This is a genomic window from Mucilaginibacter sp. P4_A11, from assembly GCF_056402535.1.
Genome location: NZ_JBFUHE010000017.1, coordinates 15,785 through 32,708, shown reverse-complemented (window position 1 = coordinate 32,708; position 16,924 = coordinate 15,785). Strand labels below are relative to the sequence as shown.

Here is a 16,924-nt window from a genome sequence, read left to right as displayed (position 1 = left end):
AACAAAATATTATCTTTAAGCCACCGTTATAAACCATATAAAAATTATAGTAAAATAAGCTTATGGATGAAACCTTTACAAAAACGTTAAATGCATTAGCTAACGAAGCTGAAATGAACAGGAATGCACAAGAAAATCTGGATGCCGACGAAGTGATTTTTTACAATTCAATTCGCGCCGACTTGGACCTGCTGGTCAGGAAACCCAAAGTACAAACCATACACCAGATCCTGGATTATTCAAAAAGCTTACGTTAGTCGCTATTGCGGATTCCCCCACTGGTTCATAGATCATAATTGTTGAGAAGGTTGCTGATGCGAATCGAAAACCTAAACCCAATGAATGATTTATGAACCTTTCTATTTTAAGATAGTTCAGTAGTTCACTGGTTCATTCGTTCATTGGTGAAAAGTTTGATAGTTTTGGAAAGTAGTTTATAAAATGTATTTGCCATATGCAAAGCACCAGTAAACTAATGAACAAATGAACCAGTGAACTAATGTTAAAAGCCGAACGCTACCGCCATTTTGTTGATTATTTTTCTAAAAACCAGCCAAACCCGGTTACTGAGCTACATTACAATAATCCGTTTCAGTTATTGGTGGCTGTTATTCTTTCAGCACAATGTACTGATAAGCGGATCAACCAGGTAACGCCTGCGTTGTTTGAGCGTTTCCCAACCCCGCAAGACCTGGCTGCTGCAACATCCGACGAGGTTTTTTCCTATATCCGATCAGTAAGTTATCCTAATAATAAAGCCAAACACCTGGTAGGCATGGGCAAAATGCTCATAGATGTTTTTAACGGCGAAATACCCGCCGGGATTGAAAACCTGCAAAAATTACCAGGCGTAGGCCGTAAAACAGCCAATGTAATTGCCTCGGTGATTTTTGAAGAACCAGCTATGGCTGTTGATACCCATGTTTTCAGGGTAGCTAACCGTATTGGCTTAACCAACAGTGCCCGCACCCCCCTGGCTGTTGAAAAGCAGCTGGTTCAAAATATCCCAAAGGAATATATAGCGGTTGCGCATCACTGGTTGATACTGCACGGGCGATATATTTGTTTGGCGCGCAGCCCCAAATGTGATGTTTGTCCGCTTACCTGGTTTTGCCGGTATTACGAGCGGAACAATACCGAAGCCGCGCTGCAACGGGCTGAAGCCGCTAAAGTTAAGAAGGCCAAAGAAGCTAAAAAGAAAAAGGCACTCAATACGATAAGTAAGGAATTGAAGAAGCGGAGTGTGGAGAAAGAGATTTGATTGCTAAGCTAATGCTGGTTAACTTTCCTCATTAAATCTAAGAGCGTCATTGCGAGGTACGAAGCAATCCCCAAATAGCAGAGTAGCTATGCTGGTTTCCCTGTATAGTTGGGGATTGCTTCGTACTTCGCAACGACGGGTGAATAAAAATTACTAAAAAAATTAGTAATTGTAAAAAATGTAATTATATTTGTTGAAGAAAATAATACGATGGCTAACATAGATAAAAATAGCGCTGATAAATTGAAGGCATTACAGCTTACATTAGATAAGCTGGAAAAATCATACGGTAAAGGTACCATCATGAAATTGGGCGACTCCGTTATTGAGCAAACTGAAGTTATATCAACAGGCTCATTAGGGCTTGATATTGCTTTGGGAGTTAACGGTTTGCCTAAAGGAAGGATCATTGAGATATACGGGCCTGAATCATCAGGTAAAACAACTTTGGCTATCCATGCCATTGCCGAATCGCAAAAGAAAGGTGGCATTGCAGCCTTTATTGATGCGGAGCATGCTTTCGACCGTTTTTATGCCAAGAAATTAGGTGTAGATGTTGAAAATCTGCTGATCTCTCAACCGGATAACGGCGAGCAGGCTCTCGAGATTGCCGATAACCTGATCCGCTCAGGCGCTATTGATATTTTAGTTATCGACTCTGTTGCTGCATTAGTACCAAAGGCCGAGATCGAAGGTGAAATGGGCGATTCAAAGATGGGTTTACATGCACGTTTAATGTCGCAGGCATTGCGTAAGCTAACCGGTACCATCAGCAAAACCGGATGCTGCTGTATTTTTATTAATCAGCTGCGCGATAAGATCGGTGTTATGTTTGGTAATCCCGAAACTACAACAGGCGGTAACGCATTGAAGTTCTATGCTTCGGTACGTTTGGATGTACGCCGGATCTCACAAATTAAAGATACAGACGAGGTTTCAGGTAACCGTGTAAAAGTTAAGATCGTTAAAAACAAAGTTGCCCCTCCGTTCCGTATAGCCGAGTTTGACATTATGTTTGGCGAAGGTATTTCAAAAGCAGGTGAGATCATTGACCTGGGTGTTGAGTACAATATTATTAAAAAGGCAGGTTCATGGTTCAGCTATGGCGAAACCCGTTTAGGGCAGGGTCGTGATGCGGTTAAACAACTGATCCTTGATAACCCCGAACTACAGGAAGAACTGGAAAGCAAGATCCGCGAAACTGTAACCGGCGAAAGCATGGAAGAAGTGTAACCAAGGTTGCACTGATTTTTAAAGTGATTTAATCTATATATGAGAAGAGCTTCCCGCGAGGGGGGCTTTTTTTGTAAATGAAATATAAACATTTGACATCTGCCGCGGGTTTAGCGCAGCGTAACCTGTGGTATTGCACAATTTAAGCTTCCAGCTTAAATAAACCCATAACCTAAATCATGAGCCGCAATTATAAATTCCATAACCAGGAGTTTCCCTATTTTGTAACTTTCACTGTTGTACAATGGATCGATGTATTCACCAGAGTTGAATACAAAGATATTTTGGTTGAGAGCCTGAAGTATTGTATCAAAAACAAAGGCCTCAAGTTATATACCTGGGTGATCATGAGCAACCACGTGCATTTAATTATCGGAACCACGGATAAACCGATGCAGGATATTTTAAGGGATATCAAAAGACACACTTCTAAAACCATTATCAAAGCAATTGAGGAGAACTTGCAGGAGAGCAGGCGCGACTGGCTACTTTGGTTCTTTGAACGCGAAGGCCGGAAAAACCCGGGTGACGAACATTATCAGTTTTGGCAGGCTGGTAACCATCCCATAGAATTGTTTGGTGATAAGATGATTGATCAAAAGCTTGACTATTTGAATAATAATCCTGTCGTTACTGGTTGGGTTGATAAGCCGGAACATTTCCTGTATAGCAGTGCCAGGGATTATGCTGATGATAAGGGTTTAATTGATATCGAATTGATGATTTAAGCTGGAAGCTTAAATCATGGTACCCACGGGTTACGCTACGCTAAACCCGCGGTAGATGTGTATATTTATCGGCAAAATTATCTATATAACTATGGGATCATCAAAAGAGATTGTTACAAATATGTTTGCTGCGGGAGGTATTACCATGAATGGTACCAATCCCTGGGATGTACAGGTACACAATCCTAAATTGTATGATCGTTTGCTGGCCGGGGGCTCATTAGGCTTCGGTGAAGCTTATATGGAAGGTTGGTGGGATTGTGAAGCCCTGGATGAGTTCTTTTTCCGTGTGCAATATCACCGCATTGATAAAGCGCTTCCCCGCGATTTAAATACGCTTAAATATTTTTTGAAAGCAAAATTTGGTAACCAGCAAACCAAATCAAAGGCTATAGAAGTTGCACATAAACATTACGATATTGGCAATGATCTGTTTGAGCAAATGCTTGATAAACGCATGATGTATTCTTGTGCTTATTGGGAAAACGCCAAAACTTTAGATGAAGCCCAGGAAGCCAAGCTTGATTTAATCTGTCGTAAATTGAAATTGGAGCCAGGCATGCGAATGTTAGAGATTGGCTGCGGCTGGGGTGGCTTTGCCAGGTATGCCGCTGAAAAATATGGCGTGTCGGTAGTTGGTCTAACTATTTCTAAAGAACAGGCAGTACTTGCGCGCGAAATTAATAAAGGCTTACCGGTTGAAATCAGGCTGGAAGATTACAGAGATGTTAATGAAAAGTTCGATCGGATAGTATCTATCGCTATGCTGGAAGCCGTAGGTTATCGTAATTACAGAACGTACATGGAAACTGTTGCCAGAAATTTAACCGACGATGGTATTTTTCTGCTGCATACTATCGGTGGCAACTATTCTACCAAAGTTACCGATCCCTGGATTGATAAATATATTTTCCCTAATGGTATGTTGCCGTCTGCAGCACAGCTCTCAACTGCATGGCAGGGTTTATTTATCCTTGAAGACTGGCACAACTTCGGGGTATATTATGATCGCACCTGTATGGAATGGCGTAAAAACTTTGAACAGAGCTGGCCGCAGCTTAGTGACAAATATGGCGATACCTTTTATCGCATGTGGCGTTACTACCTTAGCGCCAGTGCTGCATCCTTCCGTTCAAGGAAAAATCATTTGTGGCATATTGTTTTAACCAAACCCAAACATTTGGGATTATACAAATCAATAAGATAAAAATACTGCTCTTCAAATGCACTTCAAAAATGGCGTAAAAATACGTATTCAATAAGCGTGTTTTTACTTATTTGAAAATCAGGTATTTAGATTTACTTTATTTCTATTCAGTAAAATCCTAAATACTTGCCTTATGATGCCATCCTATCTGAACCGGTCTGTCCGTTTTTATCGAAAACTTGTACCCATCCTGTTGCTTCCGGTAATGTTAAGCAGTTGTTACACAGCCCGGATTGAAACCAAGGCCCAGGCCGGCACGGAAGTATCGCACCAAAATGTAAATTTCTTTTTTTGGGGAGCTATTCAAAGTCCTAAGCGAATAGTTACCCCTATATGTGATTCCCTTGGCGTAAATGGAATGGCTGAAGTTACTGTGAAAAATAACTTCGGTTATTCACTCCTTACAGTGATCACTTTAGGTATCTGGAGCCCTGCAAGGGTAGAGTGGAAATGTGGTAAACCCTGTGCCAAAGAAGGCGTAATTGGAAAGTAGCTATGAAAGTTATTAAAACAGGAGTTAGCAGCTGGGAGAACCGGCATGAAACTTTTACAGAACAAATTAAAGATTTGTATGAATTGGGCAACGAAGCCAGTCTTGATGCGCTTGACAGCTACAATGATGCTACCAAAGGGCTGCAAAATATTATAAAAGAAGCTATTGCCACCAATACGCCCTTGCGGTCATTAGGCGCAGGCTGGTCTTGGACAAAGATAGCGACAGTTAAAGATGGTGTAATGCTGGATACCAAGCCGCTTAATACAAGGTTTACCGTAGCGGATACGGCGGTGAATCCGGCGTATCCGGGTAACAAGGATCATTTACTTTTTGCACAAAGCGGTAACGGCATTTGGGAACTTGGCGCATTTCTGAAAAACAGGGGCTTATCGCTTAAAACTTCCGGTGCCAGCAACGGACAAACTATAGCCGGTGCAGTTGGCACGGGAACGCATGGTTCGGCGTTTGATTTTGGCGCAACACCTGATTTTGTAGTAGGGCTACATATTGTGGTTAGTCCCGACAGACATATCTGGCTGGAAAGGGCATCGGCACCGGTAGTAGCACAAAAATTTATGGATTTGCTGCAAACCGAGTTGGTACAGGACGATGAACTTTTCAATGCCGCATTAGTAAGTTTCGGCAGCTTTGGTATCATACACGGCGTACTGATGGAAACAGAACCCCTGTTTTTGTTAGAAACTTATCTGCAACGATTGCCTTACGATACTGAGCTGAAGGGCATGATGGAAACGCTGGATTTTAGTAATACCAATAAGCTGCCATGCGGTAACGAGCGCCCGTTTCACTTTTCGGTACTGCTTAACCCGTATGATCTGGATAAAGGTGCGTTCGTAACTACTATGTACAAGCGGCCATATCGTACCAATTATCAGCCGCCGGTTGATAATGCGGCAGGGATTGGGCCGGGGGATGATGCTGCCAGTTTTATAGGTACTATTACTGATGCGATTCCCGCTTTGGTCCCAATTGTGGTTACTAAGGTATTGAATACCAGTATGACGACCAATACTGATCCTCATTTTGGCACGCTCGGCGAAATTTTTAGCAATACCACTTTAAGAGGTAAATTGTTGAGCTCTGCAATTGGCTTCCCGTCGGAGCTTTCGCCCAGGGTTGCCGACCTGATGCTGAAGATCAATAAAGATATAGGGCCTTTCAGCGGCGTGTTTTCATTCAGGTTTGTTAAGCAAACCAAAGCTACATTGGGCTTTACGCGTTTTGAGCACACTTGTATTATGGAATTGGATGCACCGCTGTCCGATAAAACTTACGCCTTTTATACCCAGGTATGGCTAATGCTTGAGCACGAAAATATTCCTTTTACTTTTCATTGGGGGAAAGCGAATGAGGTTACCCCTCAACGTATTCAAAGAATGTACGGTGACGCTGCCACCCGTTGGATCAATGCCCGTAAAACCCTGCTCAACGCCGATTGCCAGAAAGTTTTCACCAATCAAATTACACAGCAATGGGGGCTGGCCTGACATATCGAAGTTGTTTGAAAACTGTGATTTATTGCCTGCTATTTTTGTGCAGCGCAACGGTGGGGCTAAAAGCACAAACCTCCGGGCAGATCATCGATGAGATAAAAGGTATAAACAGCAAAGTTACCAACTGGCCTAACAGTAATGGGCAGGGGATGCTGATCTCTAACAAGGCCATGAATATTTTCCTGTCGAATAAAGTAAGCTCCTACCTCTCCGGTAATGAGGATCTTTCACTTTATAAAAATTATGTGAATATCAATGCTGCGGAAGGGATGATCAGCATTAATCATAATTTTCATCAACCTGTAGATAGTGACGATTGGGTGCGATCATTCGTGGTTGTTGGTGCACGCGTAAATATCGCCAACGCTTATGCAGCTAAGTTGACAAACAGATATTTTGATAACCAGCTTGGCTTTACCATTCAAAAAACGTGGATGGGGAAACCCACGACCCATTATGCAGCCCACGGAAACTTTAAAAAGGAAATGGATGCAGCACGGGCGTTAATGGTACATACGCTTGCCCAAAGTATCAATAAAAAAGTTGAAGAGTTTGAGCAATCCCTCAATGCTTTAAAGCAGGATGAAGTGCCGGGACAAAATCTTAACGAAGTTAAAAGCAAACTCCGGAAAACTTTTTACGCAACACTTCGGGCGGATTATTTGCAGAAGTTTTCTGAACAGCAATCGGAGCTTATGGTTAACACGACTAATTATGATCTGGTGACCGATAACTGGACAAGCCTGGGCGTTTATATCCCGGTTATACCCCAAAAGTTTATGGTAAGCAGTGATGTTAATGCACAGGTTAATAAACACTATAATTATCCCCTCGAATTATTTATAAGCCATACCCGCTTTTGGGAGAGCCCAAAATTGGGCCGGTTCTTTTTAACATTTGCAGGCAAGGGCTTTGTGAATAACTCCGTACAAAGCGGTTCATTATTCAGTGCTGATGTAACAGGGGCGCAGGGGAACGATGGGATCAACGCTGTTACCATAAATAAAGGTAACAGGTATATAGGCCAATATAAAAACTTCATAACACCGGTTGCGGCAGGTAAGTTGGTTTACATCCCTTCAACCTCGCATGTAGGCCTGAGCTTCCGGATCGAGAAAAACTGGGGAACGTATAAGGTGCTCAACTCTATTATAGGTATCCCCATTGTTTTGATTGATAAAAAAGGTGTGCCCGCCATAAATTTTGAAGCGCAGCTTTTACTTCAGGACATGAACAATTCATTAAAAGATACCCGCCTGCCTTTCAATAAAACCGTTGTGGGGTTAACCGTGGGCATTCCGTTTAGTAAGATAGTTTACTAAACCAGCTTACTGATCTCTTCCAAAACCGCTCTTTTCAACGCCATGGTATAGCCCACATGCAAACCCTCATGAAAAGGCAGAAAACGGATGCCCTCTTCAATATTGCTCAGCGTGACGCCGTAGCGGGTAGTCATCGGTTGATAGTTTGCAAAAATGCCTGCATGATAATCTTCCTCCAGTTTGTCAATTGTCGAAATAAGTAGTTCTTTAACTTCGGCTATATCATCGGCATTAATAAAGCCCTGTGGTTTGGTATCTGGACGATAGGGGGTATAATATTTATCATCCACCACAATAGGCACGCCTGCACGGGTATAGCAAATACCCTGCTGACCCGAAATAAGGTGCGCCAGGTTCCAGATCAGGTTGTTGTTGAAGCCGGCGGGGATATGGTTAAGCTGCTCGGGGGTAAGGTCTTTAACAACATTAAGCAGCATCAGGCGTGGTTTTTTGATAACCTCAAATTCTTGTTTCATTTTATATTGGAGGGGTTACGCTTCTATAACTACGCTAAATTATGAAGATTGTGGTATGTTTTTCGTCAAATTATCATATCGCCGCCGCCAACGTTTTATGGCTTATATCTTTTATCATACCTTTGCCCATTCATTTACTCATCCATTTTAATGCAGGATACCTCTTTAAATAGCGCACCGGTAAAATATAATAAGCCAATAATTTATTTTTTACTGCTGTGGGCTTTGCTAAATGCCGTACAGGCATTTACGCTCGAGATTCATGCCGATGAAGCTTACTATTGGGTGTATTCACGCTTTTTAGATTGGGGATATTACGATCATCCACCTATGGTGGCCGTTTTCATTAAGGCCGGCTACAGTCTCATGCATAATGAATTTGGTGTGAGGTTTTTTACGGTGATCAGTACTACTGCGTCGTTGTACCTCATGTGGGTGATGTTAAAGCGGTATAAAGTTGATGCTATTAACTTCATATTGGTGGTCTCGGGTATTTTCGTATTCCATATTTACGGTTTTACCACCACGCCCGATGCGCCATTGCTGTTCTTCACTGTGCTGTTCCTGTATTTTTATCAGCAATATATTGAAGAGGATAGCTTTAAGCTGGCTATTATTTTAGGTGTTGTGATTGCCTGCCTGCTGTATAGTAAGTATCATGGTATTTTATTGGTTGCTTTCACATTGGCATCTAACATTAAACTATTGAAGCGCGGGTCGTTTTATGCTATCGTGATATTGGCCTTAGCTTTATACGCTCCTCACATTATTTGGCAGGTGAACCATGATTATCCATCGATAAGTTATCACCTTAATGAGCGTTCGGCTGATGATTATCAGCTGGATAATACTTACCTATATCCCCTTGGTCAATTATTAATGGCAGGACCGCTGATTGGCTGGTTTTTGTTTTACAAAGGATTTACAAGCAAGATCCAGGATGTTTTTACCCGCACCTTACTCGTAAACAGTGTGGGTATTTTGCTGTTCTTTTTTCTTACATCTTTTAAAGGTGAAGTTCAACTCCATTGGACACTCATTGCCTACGTGCCGCTAAGCATGCTGGTGCTGATTAGTTTCGCCAAACCGGGAGGGAAGCCTGCCTGGTTTAACCGTTTAGCGATAATAAATACCAGTTTGATTTTGCTTGTCCGTATCTGCATTATCTGGGGGCCGCCGTTTTTGCTTAAAATAGATGCCATGAAAAGCTTTTTTGGGTTTAAGGAGTGGGCACATCAAATCAAACAAAAAGCGGGCGATAATTATGTGATTTTTTACGAAGGCTTTCAGGATCCTTCCAAATACAATTTTTATAATAATACAACCCATGGACTGGCCTATGATTCGCGGCATTATCGCCGCACCCAGTACGATATCTGGCCGATAGAAGACAGTATTCAGCATAAAAAAACTTATTACGTATTGGATGTTTGGCTACCAGGTGTAACCACCGACTCCATTAATGTATTTGCAGGTAAGTGGTATGGCGGCTGGGTTGATGATACGCGCACCTATCAGCGGGTCGAGTTTGAATTACCTTCAAATAAAGAAACGGTTAGTCCGGGACAAAAGGTGGATTTTGATCTTACAGTTAAAAACCCTTATCCCTTCGCCATAGATTTCAGCAATAAAGATCAAAAGCACCCTGTGTTTTTTGAAGCCTGTTTCTTTAAAAAGACTGATCAGATCTCCAATCAAAAGGCTGATGATTCTTTTCATAATATAGCCCTGAAGCCAGGCGAGAGCACGCATTTTAAATTCAACGTAACAGCACCGGAGCAGCCGGGGAGATATCAACTTATTTTTTCACTTCGTACCGAGCCGTTTTTTGGCGGCCGCAATAGCAAGAGCATCAACATTACAGTAAAATAATAAATCAGCTATGTTTAAACGCATATACCTTTTAGTTCTTTTTTCGATCATAACCACTACCGCCGCCCTTGCACAGGGGAGCCTTGATATCCATTTTAATGGTTTGGGTTTTATGGATAACCGCGAGTATAAGGACTTCGTGGCCCGCTCGCGTACCTATTCGGGCGTACGTACCGCGCTCGACCTTGGGTTAAATATTGACAGCCTGAACCACTTTATTGTAGGTGTTAACGGCATTCACGAGTTTGGCGCAAAACCATACTTTTTAAAAGTGAACCCGGTTGCTTATTACAGCTTTACCGGCAAAAACTGGTTGTTCAATGCCGGTGCTTTCCCGCGGGAAGGTTTACTGGATGATTATCCGCGGGCGTTATTGAACGATACTTTGCGCTACTATCGCCCCAACGTTGAGGGTTTGCTTACGCGTTTTCACAATGATCACCTGACCGAAACGGTTTGGATTGACTGGGTAAGCCGCCAAACCGTTACCGACCGCGAGCAGTTCCTGTTCGGTTTTTCGGGTAAATACCGTCCAAGCTTGACAGGTCCGTTTTATGTGAGCCATTATTTTTTGCTGATGCATGATGCGGGCGCCGAAGTGCTGCTACCTAATGATCATATCCAGGATAACGGCGGCGGACAAATAAGATTAGGTTTGGACTTCAGTCATAAAACCATTTTAGATTCGTTATCTATTGAGACTGGTGCCATGACATCATTTGAGCGGGTGCGTGGTGTTGATGGTTTCAGGACACCTACCGGCTTTGTGGCCAATGCCTATTTAAGCTGGAAACGTTTTGCCTTGTTTGATGAATTTTACAAAGGCCAGGGCAGCCATATTATTTATGGGGATTCCTTTTTTGAAAAGAAGACCTATAACCGCCTTGATATCATTTACACGCCGTTTTTATACAAGCGTGTAAAAGGACAGTTTATATTGAGCCTGCACCAAACGCCGGGCTACAGCAGTAACCAGGAGGCATTCAGGGTAACGGTTGACCTGGGCCGCCAGACGTTGGTGAGGTTTAAAGATTAGTGAGTGGAGAGTAAGTTGATTAGGTGAATGGTTGCCTGTCTACCACTACTTCTGAGTTTTTAAAGACAGATCCTGCAAATTTCAGTCTTTGAAAGAGACGCATGTAATGCGTCTCTGTAATAAATGTTAACCTTTATAACAACACATATAATATCCATGCAATTAAAAAAACAACTATTAATTTTTGCAGTACTACTGCTGGCGGCACCTGCAAGGCTGCTTGCACAAGACAATCAATTTTCGGGCTGGGCGGCTATATTTCATAGCCATAAATTATCCGAACATTGGGGCTATTCGTTTGACGGGCAATTGCGCTCACATGATGAGGTGAGTTATCTTAAACATATCCTGCTTCGTCCTTCGGCTAATTATTACTTTGCTAAAAATAAAGTGGGGGCTTTAGGTTATGCCTATATAGCTACCTATGGCCGTACTCCTGGCAACGAAACAACTTTTCGCCCGGAACACCGCATCTGGCAGCAGTACACTTATACCCATAAGCTTACCAAACACATACAACTGGCACACCGGTTAAGGCTGGAACAACGCTTTTTAGGTAATACTGCCGATAATAAGAATGACCGCTATTTTGCCCAGCGTTTCAGGTATTTTGCCCGTGCAGTGATCCCAATGAAACCTGATTCTGACGTGTTTACTGAAGGTACTTTCCTCGCCCTGCAAAACGAGGCCTTTGTAAACGTGCAAAACAAAAACAAAGTAAACAAGCATTTTTTTGATCAGAACCGTGCCTATGTAGCCGTTGGTTACCGTTTCAGCAAATCATTTGATGCCGAAGCTGGTTATCTTAACCAGTACATTAAACAAGCCGATGCCTATGTGGTAAACCATGTAGCGCAGGTGGCTTTTTATACGAGGTTTTAACTTCACTTAAATCCTCTCCGAGGGAGATGATTTCAAAAAAGTGAGTACATAAAAAAGCCTTGCCAACATCACTGGCAAGGCTTTTTATTTGCATACCGACTAAAATGTTACTTCTTCGCCTGCGCTATCAGTTCGTTATTTAAACGTACATACTCATCCGTTTTCATATCGGTTGCCATTTTTACACCTTCCTGGGCTGTAGTTATGGCCGCGGCTTTATCTCCTTTTTTCAATAAAATCCGTGCTTTCCATAGTTTAGGTACAAATGGCGGAAAATCCTTGTCTTTTTCCAGCTCGGTTGCCCAGGCTAAAGCTTTGTCCATATCTTTATTGTTGTTGTAATAATAGATCAAAGCTTCGTAGTAGGGCTTTTTATCGGTTTTCATGGCCGAATCGATTCGAGCCATTACTTTGGCATCGATATCAGTGGTCATGTGGATCACGAAACCGCTGTGCTCCCACATCATTTGCAAATCGCAGGTGGTAGGGGTTACATTAGTAAAGGCAAGGGTCATTGTTTCTGTGAGTGCAGAAACACGTTCTGTTTTTACTTTGAAGCGTAGGAAATCATCGGCTTCTTTATACAGGTATGCACCCCATTGTTTAGGTTGTTTGCTAAGGATGATTGTCCACTCTTTTTCGCCGGGAATACTGAACAGGCCGTACTCGCCCGCAGGGATCTTGTTGCCTTCCATCGTTACCTCGTCGGTAAATTTAATTACTGTGGCCGAATTAGCGCCCGTACGCCAAACAGCTCCATAGGGCTCCATGCCTCCAAATATTTTACGGCCTTTTACATCCGGGCGGGAATAATTCAGACTGATTTTTCCGAGGCCGAAATCCTGCACAATACTTTGTGTTGAACTGGGCTGCGGCGTTAACTGCGCATAGGTATTTACCGCAGTAAATACCATCATGGCGATGATACAGGTGAATAGCTTTTTCATTTGAGTGTGGTGGTGTTAAGGTATTGTATTAATAATTGGTGTGTTACTTTTTATCTGCAGTAAATGTGCCCGCGTCCACGTCCTTCAAAAAGGCGATCAGGTTTTTGAAATAATTTTGCTGATCATCATACATGCTCATATGACTGCCGTTGGGGCACAGGTAGGTGCGGCTGTTTGGCAATAAACGACTTTCCTTTTTCATGTCTTCGGGATTCATTTCATCGTGGATACCACCTAAAACAAGGGTAGGTGTTTTTATATCCTTCAGTTTATCCCAAAACTCCCAGCCTTTAAAATTGCCGGTCACATGAAATTCATCAACACCCTGCATTTGTATGTAAATGGTATGGTTGGCTTTTTTAAAGGCGCGCCACAGCGGTTCGGGCCAGCTTTCTAAAGGGAGCCGGCAAATTACCTGGGTGTAAAGTTTATTCATCAGCAGGTCGTTGTATTGTGGCGAGTCGTATTGTTTGAGCCTGTCCAGCGAATCAAATACAGCAATATCACGTGGGGTAAAAAACTTTTTCTTCAGTTCAGCCGCATAGGTAACATAACCTTTAATTCCGGCAGTCATATTTGATAACACCGCTCCTTTAACGTGCGACTGGTATTTGTGCAGATATTCCATAGCCAGCATACCACCCCATGAATGGCCAAGCAGGTAAAAATTATCCAGCCCCAGGCCCTTTCGTACCTCTTCAACTTCCTCCACATAACGGGGAATATTCCATAGTGAAGTATCGGCAGGCGCATCTGAATTTCCGCAGCCCAGCTGATCATAGTAGTAAATTTCCATTCCTTCCTTCGGCAGGAAATCCTCAAAGCATTCCATATAATCATGTGAAAAGCCCGGACCGCCATGCAATAGCAATACTTTTATTTTACCGTCGCCAACTTTTTTCGTCCATACGTTATACTTCCCGGCAACTTTGATCATTTTGCTACCTCCGGTTTTTATTTCGTAAGGCGCATTTGTTGACCCGGTGGCAGTATCCGCAGCTGGTTTTGATGGATTGTTGCATGCGCAAAAGCAGGCAGCAATCAGGATGAAGAATAGCCTTTTCATGTTAGCGATAGGAATGGTGGATTGTTTTCTTTTGGATAAAGATACTAAGAAGCGGAATAAAAGGCGCTTTGTCAGATTATAAAAAAAGCGTCATCGCGAGGTACGAAGCAATCGCGAACTATACAGAGTGGCTCTGTAACTCGGGGATTGCTTCGTTCCTCGCAATGACGCTCCTATATATTAACTGCCTTAAGTAGCAGGGCGCTTAGATCCTCTCAATATCCCCGCTACCGGCTTTTGAGCTTGAAATATTTTTAGCTCCGCCGGTATAGTGTACATCGCCCGAGCCACTTACTGAAGCATCAATTTTACTGCTGGCATTGATGGTGGCATCGCCTGAACCGGCTATATGTACCTCGGTATTAATGGTGATCAGGTCGCGGGCGGTAAAATCGCCTGAACCTACAACGTTCACTCTCGAATTATCGGCACGGCCTGAAAGTTTCATGTCGCCAGAACCCGAAATGCTGCTATCCAGGTTTTTAGCAGTTACTTTGCCCAGCATATCGCCCGAGCCAACTACTTTTAGTTTTAATGAATTGGTGGTGATCCCTTCTTTAAAATAAACATCGCCCGAACCGGCAACGTTAATACTGGTCATATCTTTAGCTACCACATGGACTATCATCTTACGGCTGCGGCCAAAGCTCCAGTTATCCCAGCTGGTACCTTTTTTACTATAGATCTTCAATACGCCACCCTGCACTTCGGTAATGATCTTGTCAATTACATCTGAAGGTGCTTCAACTTTTACTGATTCGTTTGAGCCTTGTGTAAAGTAAACATCAAATGAACCGGCCAGATCAATGGCGCTGAAGCCCGATAAATGGCGGTCTTGCGTGGTTTGATCGGCATGTTTAACAATAGGGGTTACTGGTTTTGCAGTGCTGTAACCCGCTGTTCCTGCTGCCAACACAGCGGCTAATAATATTTTTGAGATCGATTTCATGACGGTTGTTTTAGTTTCGTTTTCAAATTAGACGCCGATAGGGGGAGGAAAGTTGCACCGGATTTGATTTTTTTGTGGGTGTTTGGTGAGTGGTTGATTGAGTTGATTAGGTGAGTGGTTAAAGAGGGCCTGTCACCCTGAGCTTGTCGAAGGGTCGCGCGCAGAGGCCAGCCCACATGCTTCGACAGGCTCAGCATGACACCCGTTTTTAATTTTGCCGCGGGTAAAAATCCCCCATTCACCCAATCAACCACTCACCTAATCAACCATCAATCAACCTTAATATAATAATTAAAGGTATCCACCTCTACATTGTCCTTAGTTATACCGTCGATCTTAACCGGAGTAAACTGTGTGGTTGGTTTAATAAAGATATACCCGCCGCCTTTAACGCGTACCCTTACCGGCATATTAAAACCTTCGGCGTTGGCAATCCATTTGGAATAAAGCTTGCCGTCTTTAACTACAAACTGGAGGGTTGGGATATCCTTATAGTGCAGGTACTGGTCAAATACAGGGGCCAGGTTTATGTCTGCCTGTTTGCAGATGTAGCCTACAATATCATCATAAGTAACCGTTTTATGATAGAATGTTTTGTTAAGTCCACGGAGGATACTGCGCCATTTATCATCGTTATTGATAATAGTGCGTACCATGTTTAACAGGTTGCCGCCTTTATAATACATATCGCCTGAGCCTTCCATATTTACGCCGTATGGGCCAACAATAGGTTTATCGTTACGAATGTTTTTGCGGGTACCGTTTACATATTCCTGCCCGGCTTGTTTGCCGTAAAAGGTTTCGATGAACAACGATTCGGAATAATTGGTAAAACTTTCGTGGATCCACATATCGGCTACATCTTTTGAGGTGATGTTATTGCCAAACCATTCGTGACCGCTTTCGTGTACAACAATGAAATCCCATTTCAAGCCCCAGCCTGTACCTGATAAATCGCGACCGAGGTAGCCGTTTTTGTAGTGGTTGCCATAGGCGGTACCGCTTTGGTGTTCCATACCCAGATGCGGAGTTTCAACCAGTTTGTAGCCATCTTCATAAAAAGGATAGGGGCCAAACCAGTATTCAAACGATTTAAGCATCCGCGGTGCGTCAAGTTCCCATTGCTTTTTGGCCTTGTCAACGTTATAGCTTAATGGCCAGTAATCAAGCGTAAGCGGACCTTTTTCGCCCTGGTAAGTGCCTTCAAAGTGGGTATAGTCGCCAATGTTGGCTTCTATATCATAATTGTTAATGGGGTTAGCCACAAACCAATCGAAACGGGTGTAGCCATTGTTCAGATCGGTTACTTTACGCAGCCTGCCGTTTGAAACATCTTTTAAACCATTAGGTGCGCTTATGCTGATCAGGGCGCTGTCCACCTCGTCATACTGGTGATCTTTAGTCGGCCACCATATGCTTGCACCGATACCCTGGCAGGCGGTTGCTATCCAGGGTTTTCCAAGTGAGTCAGTGGTGTAAACTATGCCGCCATCCCATGGAGCACGTTTGGCAATGGTTGGATTGCCCGAGTAGTAAACCGTAAATTCATCCTTGCTGCCTTTTTTTACTGTTTTTGGGAAGGTAACAAACACGGCGTTAAACTCGCGGGTGAATGGTATTTCGGCACCCTCATAAACTATTTTCTCTATTTTTAAATTAGCAAACAGATCGAACTGGAGTTTGGTAAAGTTTTGAGTAGCAGTGAATTTGAACAGATTGCTGCCGCTGATGAACTTTTTGTCGATATCAAACTTCACATCAAGGTGATAATAGTTGATGTCATAACAGGTACGCAGCGGGGTTAGCCCGCCCCGAAGCGAATCGGCACGCGTAAACGTTTGCTTGTTGGAGCCTAATTGCGCGTGGGCCGTTGCCGCACCGGTTATTGTTAGCCCTAAAGCAATTGCGCAAATATTTAAGAACTTATTTTTCATT

16 protein-coding genes are annotated in these 16,924 nt (G+C 43.0%); 11 read left to right on the top strand and 5 right to left on the bottom strand.

The features are described from left to right. Positions 1–62: 62 nt before the first annotated feature. The 8 genes from AC1DUD_RS25755 (at position 63) to AC1DUD_RS25720 (ending at position 7,761) form a co-directional block, all read left to right on the top strand. A complete protein-coding gene (locus tag AC1DUD_RS25755; RefSeq protein ID WP_121234147.1) occupies positions 63–257 on the top strand; it encodes a hypothetical protein in 195 nt (64 codons plus the stop codon). Positions 258–499: 242 nt separating this feature from the next. Beyond that, positions 500–1,261, top strand: a complete 762-nt coding sequence (gene nth, locus AC1DUD_RS25750) for an endonuclease III (protein ID WP_477379827.1) — start codon at positions 500–502, stop codon at positions 1,259–1,261. Between the two features lie 210 nt (positions 1,262–1,471). Continuing rightward, the gene (gene recA / locus AC1DUD_RS25745) at positions 1,472–2,494 is read left to right on the top strand and encodes a recombinase RecA (protein ID WP_477379825.1); all 1,023 of its coding nucleotides are present in this window, start codon (positions 1,472–1,474) and stop codon (positions 2,492–2,494) included. 179 nt (positions 2,495–2,673) lie between these two features. Next, positions 2,674–3,222, top strand: coding sequence for an REP-associated tyrosine transposase (locus tag AC1DUD_RS25740; protein ID WP_477379823.1), 549 nt, complete (start codon positions 2,674–2,676; stop codon positions 3,220–3,222). 91 nt (positions 3,223–3,313) lie between these two features. After that, positions 3,314–4,429, top strand: a complete 1,116-nt coding sequence (gene cfa / locus AC1DUD_RS25735) for a cyclopropane fatty acyl phospholipid synthase (RefSeq protein WP_477379821.1) — start codon at positions 3,314–3,316, stop codon at positions 4,427–4,429. Between the two features lie 133 nt (positions 4,430–4,562). After that, positions 4,563–4,922 carry a Bor/Iss family lipoprotein gene (locus tag AC1DUD_RS25730; RefSeq protein WP_477379819.1) on the top strand — a complete coding sequence of 120 codons (360 nt, stop codon included), beginning with the start codon at positions 4,563–4,565 and terminating at the stop codon, positions 4,920–4,922. A 2-nt stretch (positions 4,923–4,924) separates the two neighbouring features. Further along, positions 4,925–6,433, top strand: a complete 1,509-nt coding sequence (locus tag AC1DUD_RS25725; RefSeq protein ID WP_477379817.1) for an FAD-binding protein — start codon at positions 4,925–4,927, stop codon at positions 6,431–6,433. 14 nt (positions 6,434–6,447) lie between these two features. Continuing rightward, positions 6,448–7,761 (top strand): hypothetical protein, encoded by a 1,314-nt coding sequence (locus AC1DUD_RS25720; RefSeq protein ID WP_477379815.1) that lies wholly within the window; start codon positions 6,448–6,450, stop codon positions 7,759–7,761. Here the strand turns inward: AC1DUD_RS25720 and AC1DUD_RS25715 are convergent. After that, the gene (locus AC1DUD_RS25715; RefSeq protein ID WP_477379813.1) at positions 7,758–8,237 is read right to left on the bottom strand and encodes a DinB family protein; all 480 of its coding nucleotides are present in this window, start codon (positions 8,235–8,237) and stop codon (positions 7,758–7,760) included. The genes AC1DUD_RS25720 and AC1DUD_RS25715 overlap by 4 nt on opposite strands. Before the next feature lie 150 nt (positions 8,238–8,387). Between AC1DUD_RS25715 and AC1DUD_RS25710 the strand changes: the two genes are divergently transcribed. The 3 genes from AC1DUD_RS25710 (at position 8,388) to AC1DUD_RS25700 (ending at position 12,027) form a co-directional block, all read left to right on the top strand. After that, positions 8,388–10,109 carry a glycosyltransferase family 39 protein gene (locus tag AC1DUD_RS25710; protein WP_477379811.1) on the top strand — a complete coding sequence of 574 codons (1,722 nt, stop codon included), beginning with the start codon at positions 8,388–8,390 and terminating at the stop codon, positions 10,107–10,109. Between the two features lie 10 nt (positions 10,110–10,119). Beyond that, positions 10,120–11,145, top strand: coding sequence for a hypothetical protein (locus AC1DUD_RS25705; RefSeq protein ID WP_477379809.1), 1,026 nt, complete (start codon positions 10,120–10,122; stop codon positions 11,143–11,145). 156 nt (positions 11,146–11,301) lie between these two features. After that, positions 11,302–12,027 carry a DUF2490 domain-containing protein gene (locus tag AC1DUD_RS25700; protein WP_477379807.1) on the top strand — a complete coding sequence of 242 codons (726 nt, stop codon included), beginning with the start codon at positions 11,302–11,304 and terminating at the stop codon, positions 12,025–12,027. Between the two features lie 107 nt (positions 12,028–12,134). On the opposite strand, the gene AC1DUD_RS25695 is transcribed toward AC1DUD_RS25700, so the two are convergent. From AC1DUD_RS25695 to AC1DUD_RS25680, 4 genes are all read right to left on the bottom strand, one after another. Continuing rightward, complete coding sequence (locus AC1DUD_RS25695) at positions 12,135–12,974, bottom strand: DUF2911 domain-containing protein (protein WP_477379805.1); 840 nt, start codon at positions 12,972–12,974, stop codon at positions 12,135–12,137. A 43-nt stretch (positions 12,975–13,017) separates the two neighbouring features. Further along, a complete protein-coding gene (locus AC1DUD_RS25690) occupies positions 13,018–14,040 on the bottom strand; it encodes a proline iminopeptidase-family hydrolase (RefSeq protein WP_477379803.1) in 1,023 nt (340 codons plus the stop codon). Positions 14,041–14,245: 205 nt separating this feature from the next. Continuing rightward, on the bottom strand, positions 14,246–14,989 hold the full coding sequence (locus tag AC1DUD_RS25685) for a head GIN domain-containing protein (protein WP_477379801.1): 744 nt from the start codon (positions 14,987–14,989) through the stop codon (positions 14,246–14,248). Between the two features lie 269 nt (positions 14,990–15,258). Continuing rightward, positions 15,259–16,923 (bottom strand): M1 family metallopeptidase, encoded by a 1,665-nt coding sequence (locus AC1DUD_RS25680; protein WP_477379799.1) that lies wholly within the window; start codon positions 16,921–16,923, stop codon positions 15,259–15,261. Position 16,924: the final 1 nt, after the last annotated feature.

What these genes read in the sequence shown, in the direction of transcription:
- AC1DUD_RS25755 (WP_121234147.1), top strand. Translation starts at nt 63, where the DNA reads ATGGATGAAACCTTTACAAAAACGTTAAATGCATTAGCTAACGAAGCT.
- nth (WP_477379827.1), top strand. Translation starts at nt 500, where the DNA reads ATGTTAAAAGCCGAACGCTACCGCCATTTTGTTGATTATTTTTCTAAA.
- recA (WP_477379825.1), top strand. Translation starts at nt 1,472, where the DNA reads ATGGCTAACATAGATAAAAATAGCGCTGATAAATTGAAGGCATTACAG.
- AC1DUD_RS25740 (WP_477379823.1), top strand. Translation starts at nt 2,674, where the DNA reads ATGAGCCGCAATTATAAATTCCATAACCAGGAGTTTCCCTATTTTGTA.
- cfa (WP_477379821.1), top strand. Translation starts at nt 3,314, where the DNA reads ATGGGATCATCAAAAGAGATTGTTACAAATATGTTTGCTGCGGGAGGT.
- AC1DUD_RS25730 (WP_477379819.1), top strand. Translation starts at nt 4,563, where the DNA reads ATGATGCCATCCTATCTGAACCGGTCTGTCCGTTTTTATCGAAAACTT.
- AC1DUD_RS25725 (WP_477379817.1), top strand. Translation starts at nt 4,925, where the DNA reads ATGAAAGTTATTAAAACAGGAGTTAGCAGCTGGGAGAACCGGCATGAA.
- AC1DUD_RS25715 (WP_477379813.1), bottom strand. Translation starts at nt 8,237, where the DNA reads ATGAAACAAGAATTTGAGGTTATCAAAAAACCACGCCTGATGCTGCTT.
- AC1DUD_RS25710 (WP_477379811.1), top strand. Translation starts at nt 8,388, where the DNA reads ATGCAGGATACCTCTTTAAATAGCGCACCGGTAAAATATAATAAGCCA.
- AC1DUD_RS25705 (WP_477379809.1), top strand. Translation starts at nt 10,120, where the DNA reads ATGTTTAAACGCATATACCTTTTAGTTCTTTTTTCGATCATAACCACT.
- AC1DUD_RS25700 (WP_477379807.1), top strand. Translation starts at nt 11,302, where the DNA reads ATGCAATTAAAAAAACAACTATTAATTTTTGCAGTACTACTGCTGGCG.
- AC1DUD_RS25695 (WP_477379805.1), bottom strand. Translation starts at nt 12,974, where the DNA reads ATGAAAAAGCTATTCACCTGTATCATCGCCATGATGGTATTTACTGCG.
- AC1DUD_RS25690 (WP_477379803.1), bottom strand. Translation starts at nt 14,040, where the DNA reads ATGAAAAGGCTATTCTTCATCCTGATTGCTGCCTGCTTTTGCGCATGC.
- AC1DUD_RS25685 (WP_477379801.1), bottom strand. Translation starts at nt 14,989, where the DNA reads ATGAAATCGATCTCAAAAATATTATTAGCCGCTGTGTTGGCAGCAGGA.
- AC1DUD_RS25680 (WP_477379799.1), bottom strand. Translation starts at nt 16,923, where the DNA reads ATGAAAAATAAGTTCTTAAATATTTGCGCAATTGCTTTAGGGCTAACA.